Origin of the sequence: Anaerotignum propionicum DSM 1682, from assembly GCF_001561955.1 — a bacterium.
GTDB classification, from domain to species: domain Bacteria; phylum Bacillota; class Clostridia; order Lachnospirales; family Anaerotignaceae; genus Chakrabartyella; species Chakrabartyella propionicum.
Genome location: NZ_CP014223.1, coordinates 1,759,625 through 1,773,185 on the forward strand (window position 1 = coordinate 1,759,625; position 13,561 = coordinate 1,773,185).

The following is a 13,561-nucleotide window of genomic DNA, read 5'->3' on the forward strand; positions in this document are numbered from 1 at the left end:
CTTCAGATGAGGGCGGCTTTTGCCGCCCTCATCTTCTGTCGTCTTTTTAATTACGCAATAAACTGCACTGCCATGATAATTGCAATAATAACACCTACCACCGCTTCGCCACCCAAAAGCCCTGCACCAATAATGGTACCTTTTCCTTCCCTTTCAAACTGGGGATAAACTTTGTCAAGAATGAAGCGGATGGCTGCTCCGATAAAAGCCGTAAAGGATAAATAGAACGGCAGATAAACGCCAAGTCCAAGGGTCATAACAGGATAAAATCCTACAATATAAAGAATGGCAGCTACCACAAGTCCAGTTATAAACGCTGGTACATGAGAAATTCCTCCGGCCATAGCTGCTACAGCAGATGCCTGCGCTGCAGGGAAAAGTTCCGGATTGCCAAAAGCAGAAGGACCATAGGCCTGAATAATAGCCATGATGACAAATACGGATACAACCGCCCCAACAAGACCACCGATTAATTCTCCTGTCCACTGGGCTTTGGGGCTGGACTTCAAAATGCTCCCTGCTTTAAAATCGTTCATAACATCGCCCACAAGACCGCAGGCAATTGCAACAATAGCTGCAATACAAATGGCTGCAACTTCTGTAATTCCGGGAGAACAAAGCTTTGCAAGAATCAGTACGAAAATACCAAACACTTCCATAGGGTTAATGGCGGACATACCAACCGTTTGACAAGACATGGCAGTTGCAAGCCAAACCCCTATAATTGTAATAATTGCAGCAACAACCGGAACGTCAACAATAATTACAAAAAGTGCTGCAAAAAGTGCCATCAAGATTGGTGCCCATCTCAAGGGGACAATTGAATCCCCAATGGAATCCTTGGATACCATAGACCCAAAGATTGCCTTAAAATTTGGAAAGATGTTTTTAATAAACACACCCACGCCCGTTCCTACCATCATCCCAAGTCCCAGTCCACTTTTGATATTTGCTGCTGTCGTTGCGTCAAAAAAACCTAACCGCTGACCGCCGATTAAAATACCCACATCACCGATAAGTGCTCCAAAGAACCATACACCCACAAATATAGGGCCTACAAGGTAGCCAACAGATACAAGCATCGGCGAAAGCCAAACACCTCCGTAGGAACCATAATTCAGCCAACTGCCGCCGCCAAACCAAAGGACAGCCGGAATCTTCATGAACCAGTCACGAAGAGCAGTCCAAATAGCAGCGAAGCCCAATGCCCCAAAGAGTGTATGTGCCTTTTTCCCTCCTTCGTCGCCAACGATCAGGGCCTCTGCAGCTGCCTGACCCATGGCATAGGGAAGTTTTGATGTTTCTATGAACTGTTTTCTCATAAGAGATGTAAATATAAGCCCCAGCATAGTACCACTAATTGTGATGACAAGCAATTTAGCCAAACCTAATTCCGAATTGGGATACAGCATATAAATTGCCGGAATGGTAAAGGCTACGCCACCGGCCACCATTGAACCGGCTGACATTGCGGTGTGTGTTACATTGATTTCATTAATATTGGTTCTTCCCAATGCTTTTAATGCAAACATGGATACGAGCGCAACAAACATAATGGGGAATGGTAACGATGATGCTTTCAATGCTATAAACATAGATGAACATGTTACAATGACTACGCCGATGACACCAATTATCATACCACGAACAGTTAGCTGTTCCTTATACGATGTGGCATATTTGACGCTCTTCGATTCTTGAGCCATAGTTCAGCGCCCCCTTTCCTATATCACGATAAACCAACACCTTACTAATTTTATCTGACAGGCTTATATAGCACAAAGACTTTTACTTTTGATATTCAATAACACCATCAATCATAGTCATTTCCACTTCCAAGTTCATAATGCTCATAGTTGGGATGGAAAGAATATCATCTGTGAGAACAATCAAATCTGCCAGTTTTCCGACCTCAACACTGCCTTTAATATCTTCTTCAAAAGAACTATAAGCTCCATTTAACGTAGCACAACGAATTGCTTCAAGAACGGATACAGCCTGGGTTTTATCACACTGGAATCCCACTGACCTATCGTAGCGGTTTACAGCAGCATCTAATAGGGCAAGCCCCCCAGGATACGATGGCGTATCACTATGTAAAGAGCATTTTACTCCGGCATCCAGCATGCTTCGTATAGCACAGATATATTTATTTCGATTCTCACCATAGAAATCAACGAATTTTGCTCCCATCTTCTGAATAGAAGATACATTTACACTTGGACAGATATTCATTTTTGCCATGCGGTTTACTAGGTCTTGATCCACAATGGTACAATGCTCAATCCTATGGCGAAGATCCGGTCTGGGATTTGTTTCAAAGGCTTTTTCATATCCCTCAACCATAAATTCAATTGCTAAATCTCCAATGGCATGGGCAGTTGCCTGACACTCGGCATCGTTGATTTTTTTAATATACTCCGCTACTTCCTTCTTCTCCCATGCTCTTTCCCTCGGAAGGTTGTGATTGTGGGAAAAAGGCTCTCTCGTTGCACAAGAGGGGCCTCCGGAGCCGCCGTCAATCATAAATTTTGAACTGCCAATCTTAAAGTGTTCATCTCCAAGACCACTGGTTAAACCTAATTCCAGAAAATGTTCGTTATCCATTAAAGAATATCTTTTACCAAAAATGCTGTGTAACATCATGTAGGAACGGACTTTAAACTTACCCTCTTTGCATAGTTTCTGCATAATATGATACGACGGTTTGTCGCATTCTCCACAGTCGTGAATAGATGTAATACCGTTCTCCAAACAATGTTGATGTGCTTTCATTGCCGCCTTTGCCTGAGCTTCTTGTGTATATTCAACTTTACCCCAGAGCCAGAAATGGGTACTTCCCCTAACCATTCCTGTCAATTTTCCTTCGACTACTTCCACTTCATTTTCTGGATACTTTTTAGCATCCTGTGGAGAATGCACATCTAAATATTCCAATGCTTTGGAGTTATACATGCAGATATGTCCTCCCCCATGCATACAGTGCACAGGGTTGTTTGGTGCTACGTCATCCAATTCATCAATGGTAGGATGACGCTGTTCCGGAAAAAGGGTAGGCTCATAGCCCATCATGGAAATCCATTGTCCCGGCTTTTTTAATTTTGCAGCCTCCCGAGCCATATTCAACATGTCGGAAAGAGATTTGCAATTCCCATAAAAGGTATCAATCATGGGTGCATCCAAATCCTTTCCTAAAAGACCGGAGAGAATGGGGTGGTAATGAGAGTCTATCAATCCCGGCATTAAAGTCTTGCCCTTCAAATCAATTATTTTTGTTTTATCTGTTGTAATCTTTAAAATTTCCTCATTCGAACCAACAAAAACTATTTTATTTCGTTTAATCCCAACAGCTTCTGCAATTTCATCTCTATCATTTACAGTAATCACCTTGCCACCTATAAAAGCCGTGTCTATATATGAAAAATCAAACTTCATTGTCTCCTCCCCCCAATTAAAATCCTCATAGCAGAAGGTATTAACAACACTAATTTATTCAGTGAAAGTTTGCGTGCCTCACTACATGTAGAAGCTAACGCCCCACCAAAAGGCGGAGCTCCCTTCTGTTCAATGACACAATCCCTGTTGTTCATAAGCTTACTTTAATTTTCATTTTTGATTTTATAGCTTATGAATAGAACAATTTCATTATTTCTTCATCTGGTTTTTTACCTATCAAACTGCCAATAACAAATACCACAATTGAAATCACAATAGATGGTACAATGGGGGTGGTACCAAAAATACTTACTTTATAAGTAGTCATAAGCAAGAAAGAAACAACGCCGATAACACTGGATAAAACTGCACCTGTGGCATTTGCTCTCTTCCAATATAATCCAAATAAGATTGGACATAAGAATGCACATTCAAGGCCACCCATAGCGAAAAGATTAATCCAAACAATTAAATCAGGTGGATAAATTGTAAATACGAATACAATAACACCTACAAACAATGTGGTAATCATACTCATCTTTCCAATTTTCTTTTCAAATTTTGCGTCTGTCTTATCCACATTGCCTTTCTCCTTTGCAATGTAGTTTAAATAAATATCCTTGATAATCGCCGCAGAAGCCAAAATCAACAGAGAAGATACTGTTGACATAACTGCAGATAGAGGTGCTGCAATAAATAAGCCCGCCACAACTGGATTCATATATTTCAACACCAAAGTAGGCACAACATAGTCAGAAGAAGAAATCTCACTTGGATCTAAAATTGCAGGTGCAAATGCCCCTGAGATATGCATAACCAGCATCAAAAATCCGACTACGATGGTGCCATAAATCATAGCACTGTGGAGGGATTTTGTATCCTTGAAGCCCATGCCTCTTACGGCAGTTTGGGGTAGACCCAACACGCCGATACCAACAAGTACCCAGAAAGACATTACGTATGCCTTTGGTGTTGTACCACCTACGGTAGGGTCATTCCAAGTGGGATTCACAACGTTAAGTTTCTCAACAATCGCTTCAAATCCTCCGCCTACCTTTACAATGGTGAACAAAATAATGAACCCGCCCATTACCATAACCAATCCCTGTATGGTGTCCGTAGTTACTACCGCCTTAAACCCACCAATGGTTGTATAAAGGATGACAATAGCTCCAAAGAGAAGCAAGCCATACACATAAGGAAGCCCTGTAATTGTCTGGAATAAAACGGCCCCACCAATAAATTGAGACATCATCTGTGCAATAAAGAACAAAACAAGGGCTATGGAAGAAATGATAACCACTGCAGGTGATTTATATCTTGCTTTTAAATAGTCCGTCACCGTTACAGCGTTTGTCTTTCTTGAAATAATGGCAAACTTCTTGCCCAAAATTCCTAAAATGATGAAAGCTGTGGGAACCTGAATGATAGATAAGTATACCCAAACAAGTCCTTTGGAATATGCAACACCAGGGCCACCGATAAAACTACTGGCACTTGTGAAAGTAGCAATCAACGTCATCGCCAGAACAAGACCACCCATAGACCTTCCACCAATAAAGTAGTTATTAATAAACCCAGTCCCAGCTTCAGCATCTATCTTAGCCTGTTTTTTGCTGATAAAAAGGCCAATGCCCAAGTTTGCAAGGAGATAGAGCACTAAAACAGTCATTAAAATTATCGTATATGAACTCATCCTTCATCCTCCTCTCCTTTGTCCTCATCCGCTACTTCATCAAGACTAAAGTCTTTGAAAAACAGCTTGACAACAACAATTACAGCAATACTGAATAATACATAGCCCACAACGCAGCTTAGGAAGAACCAAAGGGGTAATCCCATAATATAAATATACTCTTTGGAAGCTTCTGCCAAACCATAGCCAGCAAAATACCACCATAAAAAGAAAGCAACATAAAGACCAATGGAAATAAGAGCTTCCTTTTTAATCTGAAGATTTCTCTCCTTTTCCGTCAGTTTCGGCACCATATCTTTCCCTCCTTTAATCATGTTATAACACCTATGCAACCATACTTGCAAATAACCGCAAAATTGGTATACTTACTCCTTTCTTTCGAAATAATGAATTAGAGCACAAAGCACTTGGTTTACTGGGGTGGCAAGGCCTGTGCTTTTGCCTTCTCTCACAATTGCACCATTAATCATATCAATTTCTGTTCGCTTATGATGCAACACATCCTGAAGCATAGATGATTTATTGGCTGCCGTCGCTTTGCAAACCTCCTTGGTATGTGCCACAGGATCTGTAAACCCTAAAACAATTCCCTTGGCATTTGCAACCGCAATACCTTCCTTCACAGCCTCTTCCAATATTCCTTCGATTTCAGGATGCGCAAGTATTTCTCCGTTTGTCAGCTTCGTAATTCCCGTTAATGCATTAATACCCACATTTACAAGAAGTTTATCCCACACAAGCCCCAATACGTTTTCCGAAACTTCAACTTCCAATCCTGCTGCAGAAAAAACTTCTGCGATCTCATTTATTCTTTTGCTTCTTACTCCGGAAAGCTCGCCAATCATTGTTTTTCCTACGCCCGCATGGCGTATCTTTCCAGGTCCCAACATGGTAGCACCGTGAGCGGTGGTTCCCGCCATTACATTTTCTGCCCCAATCAAGGAACCGATACTTTCGATGTTGCCTACCCCATTTTGCAAGGTAATTGCGATTGTATTACCCCCAAAGACAGCTTTATTCGCTTCTACAGCCTGCTCCGTCAACGTGGATTTCACGAATATAATTGCCAAGTCAACAATGCCAACCGCCACGGCATCTGTGGCAGCTGTCAAATGATTATAACACAACAACGCACCGTTTTCTTCCATATGAAGACCATCATTGTTAATGGCGTTTACATGCTCTTTCCAAATGTCAAGGAGATAGACTTGGTTGCCAGGCACTGTAGATAATTTAGCCCCATAAAGGCATCCCATTGCTCCTGCACCAATGATCGCAATTTTCATTTGACCGATTCCCTTTCTACATTATGATATATGATGATATATGCTAAACCGTTTTGTTCCATTAATACAATTTTGGAATATCTACTTGTTTATTAAAAGAGAATTCAGGAGACGGGAAAGTTCCCTCCAGTGTCTCCTTATGAAATTCGTTCAGCCCTTCAATCATAACCTGTCTAACCTGTGCGAATTGCTTCACAAATTTGGGTTTAAAATCGCCGTACATGCCAAGAAGATCTTGGGTCACAAGAACCTGGCAGTCAACATGGGGGCCTGCTCCAATTCCCAGAATTGGGATTTCCACAGCTTCCGATACTGCTTTGCCAACCCCAGAAGGGACACATTCCAATACAATTGAAAAGCATCCAGCTTTTTCTAATTCTATTGCATCCTTAATTAGCTTTGCAGCGCTTTCAGGAGTACCGCCCTGCACCTTAAATCCCCCCAGCGAAGAGGCTGTTTGTGGTGTCAGTCCGATGTGCCCCATAACATTGATACCAGCTCCGACAATCGCCTTAATCTGCGGAAGCATTTCAACGCCGCCCTCCAGTTTAACGCAGTCACAATTTGTCTCCTTGATGAGGCGGACAGCATTGGCAACTGCAATTTCTGGTGTAATATAGGACCCAAAGGGCATATCGCCAATAATCCATGTATTGGGAGCGCCCTTTACCACTGGGCGGATGTGATGCACCATATCATCCATCGTTACAGATTCTGTCCCTTTGTAACCCAACATAATCATACCTAAAGAATCTCCTACTAGGATAATATTGCAATCGCTTTCATCAACAATTGTTGCTGTTGTATAGTCATAAGCGGTTACAAAGCTAAATCTCTTTCCCTCCTTTTTAAATTTCTTAAAATCTCCCACCGTCATTTTTACTTTTGCCATGGTCTTATCCCTCCTTTAATAGTTTTAGCACCTAATAAATTGCTGTTCTTTCTCCTAAAGAAACGCTGATGTAATAGAGGGTGCGCAGATAGTCGAGGAAACTTTTCTATTGGCAAGGAAAAAACGCAAGAATAGCAGCTACTACGAATTTTTTTGACGCAGCCAAGAGGAAAATTTACTCATTAGATGTGTGCACGTAATGATCTAGCGTTTCCCTAACTCTTTTGACAGTAGCTCCGCCGTATCCTTTACAAGACTTACATAATACTCCCTGTTTTCCGCTTCGTTATATCTAAGCTTCGGCATGGAAATGCTGAGGGCAGCAACAGGGTTATTCCTGTAATCAAAAATCGGTGCAGCAAAAGAAATTAGTCCATAGACATATTCTTCTTCATCTTTGGCATAACCATTTTTTCTGACAAGCTCCAACTGGTCAATGAGGGCTTCCCTACTGGCAACCGTCTTTTCTGTACGCTTTTGAAAACTTGTGTTATTCATAATTTCATTCTGAATATCTTCAGGAAGAAAAGCAAGAATCGCCTTCCCCATTCCAGTACAATACATAGGAATGGCTGTTCCGGTTTTAATACCCACCTTTATGGCAGAATTACTCTCAATCTTGTCAACATAAACGATATTATTGCCACTATGCATACTTAAATTAATTGTCTCCTTCGTTTCTTTTGCAACAGCTTCTATGTATGGCCTGGCGATTTCTTTCAAACCTGTTCTTTCGATTATGCTACTTCCAATGGTAAAAAGCTTAATACTGTTTGAATATTTTCTGGTATACGGATTCTGCACAATATATCCGGCCTCTTTTATGGTACTAATCAAACGATGTACAGTGGTTTTATCCATGGAAAGCGCATGGCTTAACTGCCCAATGGAAAGTTCTCCAAATCTATCTAATTCCTCAATAATCTGAAACGCCTTTAATATGGACTTGACACTATTTTCCCGTTTAGTAACAGCATTCATTTTATTCTATCCTCCCATAGCACCTTTCTTTTATAAGCAATTCGGTTAAACAATAACCCCACCACTTATGATATTTTCCCGGTGACAATCAATAAAATGTTTGATGAAGTCATTCATCTTCTCAATCAAAAAACCAAGACGTCGCCTTCGTTTTTTCAATGCCATCTAAGAGTAAAACCTAACCTCTGTGGATTTTCATAACTTCATTATATTTTCACCCTCATATCATAATACGAAATAATATTTCGTATTATGATATCTCTTTAAGAGAACAATCTAAAATTTAAAATTATTATTTTCGCGTTCAACCTTTCTCTCCTTGTTAATGGAAACAACATTTAAAATTCAGCGTATTTGAATCTCTTTAAGAATTACAGTTTAAATTAGTAGATTATGTGTACTGGTTTAATAACCATTGTTTTCATTCATCGTTAGTCTATGTAACATCAGCTGCATTCATATGCCAACCTCATCCTCTCCTGAATACAAAAAATCCGAGAGTCAGGAAAATATTCCCAGCTCCCGGAAACCCCATATTTCAAGGCTTTTTCAAGCACTTATATGTCCCCTCCCGGCAGCAATCACTATGCCGCTAATGAGAACAAGCGTAGGGACTGATGGCACACCAAAAGGCATACAACCTAAAACCTATAGAATGAATGCGTAATTCCAACCCAATGTAGCTGCATGGTTTAATAGTGCTTCTTCAGAAGCTGGATCATGCAGCGAAACGCACAAGTAAAACCTGTAGCTTTTGTCAATATCAAAAGCTTTGATTGACTCAGATAGAGCCCTGTTTAGCCTTCAGGAGCAGTAATAAAAATCCCGATAAAGTGTCCCTTTCATATGCAGGAACACCCTATCAGGATTTTGATATAGAAGAAAGGCAACACGTTTGGCCGGCAGTCTAACTGGCAGGAAATCTTTTCTTATAGATTTGGACAGGACGGCCGTGCCGGGAGGCGTTGGTATTCCGCATCCGATGCTGTTTTATATGTGCCCTATTTTGCTTTGACCGGAACAATTATACGTTCTCGTCAGGGGGATTTGCGGGAGCGGTAATCCGTGCCCAGATCATATTCGCGCGATCCACAGAATCAAAATACAAACTAGTGAGCAGGTTAGTAGGGATATGAAGTTCGTCTGCCAAAGTAGTGATGCGATTCCAGTCGGCCCGTTCATAGCTGAGAAGCAAAGAAAACAGTTTGCCGGCGGACCCCTTTTGGTAGAGCAAGGCATCTCTGACTTCATCTGCAACTGGGACTTCAGACAAAATTTCTTCCATGGGTGCGTCTACCAGACAGCCCAGAGTAGAAAACATACCGATCAGATAGGCGTCACCCTTAGTGATGGAGAGCGTATTCTGCGTGTAATCACTTAGATCACTGCAGAAATTCGCCCGCAAGAAAGACAACTTGAGGAACTCCTCACACGAAGGATCGATTTCATTTTCCACATTGCTGGCACTGAGAAAATAGATCCATTGACGTAACTGACCAAGCCCCAGAGTCATAATGGCCTGGCGGATGGTGGTAGATCGGTGCTTGGAAGAAAAATAGACGGAGTTTGCCATTCGCAGCAGGCCGAAGACCATGGAAGCGTCTTGGGAGACCAGTTGCTCAATCTCGTCAATATCCGGTTCATCCTGCGTGATGGCCACTATCAGTCGGAAAAAGTTGCTTTGCAGATATCCGCTGGTGTGTGCTTTGGATGAGAGCTTTTCTGCCACAAAAGTCCCCTCCAACGCATCTACGCGCAGATTTATTGCGCAATTGTAAAGCTCCTCGCTGGTAATATTTGTTGCGATACATTTCTTGTCCATGCTATGGGCAAGCTCAATGATGTTGGACAATGTCGACACCGGAGTCGTGGAAAAATTCAGCTTGATATAATGAATCTTGTCCATCAGAGCTAAATAACGAGGAGCAAATCTGAATTCGTTTACCGCGATTTTGTACCCCTCTTTTGCAAACTTCTGGACGAAATTCATGGCCAGCGGATAGATGATTGCATTATCTTCAATCTGAATAACCAATTCAGACTTTTTGAATATCCGGGGTGCGTTCTTCATTAGCAGAGTAGGTGTGAAAGTCATGAAATTCAAAGTCCCCGTCAGAGATTTATCGGTATTCTGCGTTAAAAAATTATAAATGGCATTTGCCGCGGCAAAGTCATTTCTAAAAGCCGGAGCATTGGATGCAGAAGGAGTGGAGGCGTCGCCCCCTCCCGAAGAAGATGGGTAGTCAGCGCCAAATGCCTGATTTTCTCCGTAGTAGAGAAGTTCATAGCCGATGACATTGCTGTCCCTGTCTTTAATTGGCTGTCGTACAATATACTTGCTGTTCACTGTATTCTCCTTTCGGCAGGCTTCGGTAGCGTTCTTTTTTACGTCCGTTACACCTGTTTTTTATGTAGAATAGCATCTTTATATTATATTAATCGGCAAGATTTAGAAAGAAATAACACTTTTTTGAGTTTTACAGACAATTGCAATATTTTTCACCCAAAAACAATATTCAACACAAATAGTCAGCAACCTGTCCTAGTCAACCAAAATTGTAGTACCACAATACAAGAAAGGACGGTGTACGGCATATGGTAGCCCTCATTATAAGAGTATGGTCTGACGTGGTAATTTTTCACATCAGTTAAATTTCATTGAGAATACCTGAAAAACAAAATGAGCCTTTACACTTAAAAGGCTCATTTTTATAAGTAAAAAAAGATATTCAGTTAAAATTCACTCTGACAAACGGGAGACAGTGCTCTTTTACACCAAAATACGCACACGAAAAACACTTTTTTCGATTTTATAAAGCAATTCGCCATCATATTTTTTCACAAAGGCAATCACTCCTTTGGTGCCAATTCCATGTCCTTCTTCGCGCGCAATAGGATAGCCCTTCTCATCCAGTACAGTATCCTCTGTGCATGGATTTTCAATTTCCAGCAGCAGCCGTCCCACGCTTCGGCAGGTAAAGCGCAGATAGGAAGCCTGATTTCTCGGCAGTCTTCTACAGGCTGAAATTGCGTTTTCCATCAAGTTTGAAACCACCATGGCCAGCTCTAAGGAATCCAAAGCCAGCTTTGTTGAAATGTCCAATTCAATGTCTGTGGGAATACTCTCCTGCTCCGCAAGACCCGCATAATGGCAGACAGCGGCGTTCACGGCGGGGTTCTCGCAATAGACCTTACTGATTTCATGTGTCGTCTGATTTTGACTTTGCAGCAAAGCGCTAGCCTCGCCGGTTTTCCCCTGCTCTAAAAGCTCCAGAAGAATATTGTTGAAATGACGTCGATCATGGGCGGCGCGGCTGTTTTGCGCCGATACCTCTACCATGAGCTCAAGACGCTGAGACATATTTCCTGCGGCTAATTGCAGATATTCCTGCTCCGCCTGTATTTTCTGGTTTTCTTCCTTCACTCGAAACTCCCGCTGAAGGTTTTTAAGAGAGAGCAAAATAGAGCCGTAGGCGGCAAGTCCAATAAAAATAACAAGAATCAGCGGTATGGCCTGTTCTGCCAGCATTACTACAACATCATCCGCAGTTAGCACATAGTAGTTAAAGGTAATGTAAAGTCCCAATGCCACGGTAAAATACGTCGTCCAATGTTCTACCGCCTGCCGATACAGTGGACGCACATAACGCAATAAAACCAGCAGGAAAGTGCCAAACAGGACAATGCGCAGCAATGAATTTGCATATGCAGGATAAGGTAAATGCCTTGAGCCAAGGAAGCTTAAAATAATCACGGTGTCACTGATATTTTGAAGGGTGATATACGAAAACAACCACTGCATGAAGTTATCCTTGAACATTGGGCGCACGGCGATGCAAAGCACCGCAAACAAGATAATATCAAGCTTTGAAAGCAATGTTAGGTTTCCGCTGAGATAACAGTAAATAGCAGTACCCAAATCAGCCGCAAGAACGCCGAGCATAGTGAGCAGCGTTACTTTTTTAGAATATTTCGGCTGCAAAAGGGATGCCATCAGCAGAACATTGGCGGTAGTAGAAATGATTCCTCGTAACAGATCCGGAAAAATTTCAATCATTGCTACTCCCCCTTGCCATTAGGTAGTCCATATAGGTATCTCGTACCGCCGCATATTGCTTTACGGCAATGGGGATAATCTTGCCTCCACACAATGTAAAACTATCCTTGGCAAAGCGCTCTACCCGACGCAGATTGACTACAAATGCAGTATGACATTGCAAAAAATGCCTGTCTTTCAAAATAAGCGAGGTGTATTTCGCAAAACTCTCTCGAATCGTGCGGCTTTGCACCTCCTCTCCGTTTGACAGGAAAAATAGGACAGTATGATTTCTGTACTCACAACAGACGATTTCGGACAGCTTTATTACTCGCAGGCTGTCCGCAGTTTTCACCGCATAAGTCTGTTCCTCGGCAAGGTCTGCCTTAGAGATGGCAAGAGTTAAGGTATCAAACAACTGAGCTTTATTAATTGGCTTCACAAGATAATTGATGGGACTTGCAGCATATGCCTGCAAAGCAAACTGCGGCTCGGTGGTAGCATAAATAATTTGCGCTTCACGGTCAATGCGGCGAATTTCTTTGCCGAGTTCGATACCGCTCACCATGGGCATAACAATATCCAGTATGTAAAGATGAAAGCTCTCGGTTTCAATGGTAGTCAGTATTTTATCAGGATGGGAGAACTCTTTTATCTCTGCTTCCAACGTATGAGTGTCAAGGTATTCTCTTATGTATTCGCTGTTGACTTCCAACTCTTCCGGATGGTCGTCACAGATGGCAATACGCAGCATAGATGTCACTTCCTTATAATATTTTGTGGTCAGTAGGCTTTTTTGCATCAGCGGCAATGAGCTAAGAACGCTCAAAACAGGAAACTCCAAGGATGTGTTTGGCTTGGCAGTAATGATGCATAAACCGTTCCGATACTCCACATTTATATGACGCTTCTCGCGCCGAGATACCCTGCAAACTGCTCACCACTTTCCCCTACATGTAAATATAAAAACACAAGATATATTATATACGAATATCTGTATAGTCTCAATTATTACTCCTGTTTTTTTCCTCTGTCAGTAATACTGTGATCACTTTTTAACCGTTTTCTATACCGTATGGAAGCAAAATCTCACCCTTTTGATGAAGACAATACTCAAGCTCAACCTCATTGGCTCTTTGCTTTTGTTCTTTAGTAAAGTACATATATTAACCCATAGCCAATACCGCCTTTACGATTTTTTACCGATTTTACATGAAAGACTGTTCTTTTGAGAG

General features: G+C 41.7%; 10 protein-coding genes. All 10 read right to left on the reverse strand.

What is annotated here, in order from left to right; translation table 11 throughout:
- Nucleotides 1–50: 50 nt before the first annotated feature.
- Entirely contained in the window at nucleotides 51–1,706 is a 1,656-nt protein-coding gene (locus CPRO_RS08230; RefSeq protein WP_066050226.1) for an OPT/YSL family transporter, read from the reverse strand.
- Nucleotides 1,707–1,788: 82 nt separating this feature from the next.
- Nucleotides 1,789–3,435, reverse strand: a complete 1,647-nt coding sequence (locus CPRO_RS08235; protein ID WP_066050229.1) for an amidohydrolase — start codon at nucleotides 3,433–3,435, stop codon at nucleotides 1,789–1,791.
- A gap of 190 nt (nucleotides 3,436–3,625) precedes the next feature.
- A complete protein-coding gene (panF, locus tag CPRO_RS08240) occupies nucleotides 3,626–5,131 on the reverse strand; it encodes a sodium/pantothenate symporter (RefSeq protein WP_066050231.1) in 1,506 nt (501 codons plus the stop codon).
- On the reverse strand, nucleotides 5,128–5,424 hold the full coding sequence (locus CPRO_RS08245; RefSeq protein ID WP_066050233.1) for a YhdT family protein: 297 nt from the start codon (nucleotides 5,422–5,424) through the stop codon (nucleotides 5,128–5,130). Before CPRO_RS08245 ends, panF begins: the two co-directional genes overlap by 4 nt.
- A gap of 72 nt (nucleotides 5,425–5,496) precedes the next feature.
- Nucleotides 5,497–6,417 carry a ketopantoate reductase family protein gene (locus CPRO_RS08250; protein ID WP_066050236.1) on the reverse strand — a complete coding sequence of 307 codons (921 nt, stop codon included), beginning with the start codon at nucleotides 6,415–6,417 and terminating at the stop codon, nucleotides 5,497–5,499.
- A gap of 61 nt (nucleotides 6,418–6,478) precedes the next feature.
- On the reverse strand, nucleotides 6,479–7,309 hold the full coding sequence (panB, locus tag CPRO_RS08255) for a 3-methyl-2-oxobutanoate hydroxymethyltransferase (RefSeq protein WP_066050239.1): 831 nt from the start codon (nucleotides 7,307–7,309) through the stop codon (nucleotides 6,479–6,481).
- Between the two features lie 204 nt (nucleotides 7,310–7,513).
- Nucleotides 7,514–8,290 carry an IclR family transcriptional regulator gene (locus CPRO_RS08260; protein WP_066050244.1) on the reverse strand — a complete coding sequence of 259 codons (777 nt, stop codon included), beginning with the start codon at nucleotides 8,288–8,290 and terminating at the stop codon, nucleotides 7,514–7,516.
- 1,024 nt (nucleotides 8,291–9,314) lie between these two features.
- On the reverse strand, nucleotides 9,315–10,637 hold the full coding sequence (locus tag CPRO_RS08265; protein WP_066050247.1) for an EAL and HDOD domain-containing protein: 1,323 nt from the start codon (nucleotides 10,635–10,637) through the stop codon (nucleotides 9,315–9,317).
- Between the two features lie 423 nt (nucleotides 10,638–11,060).
- The gene (locus CPRO_RS08270; protein WP_066050249.1) at nucleotides 11,061–12,347 is read right to left on the reverse strand and encodes an ATP-binding protein; all 1,287 of its coding nucleotides are present in this window, start codon (nucleotides 12,345–12,347) and stop codon (nucleotides 11,061–11,063) included.
- On the reverse strand, nucleotides 12,340–13,155 hold the full coding sequence (locus CPRO_RS08275) for a LytR/AlgR family response regulator transcription factor (protein WP_236782329.1): 816 nt from the start codon (nucleotides 13,153–13,155) through the stop codon (nucleotides 12,340–12,342). The genes CPRO_RS08270 and CPRO_RS08275 overlap by 8 nt, the downstream gene beginning before the upstream one ends.
- Nucleotides 13,156–13,561: the final 406 nt, after the last annotated feature.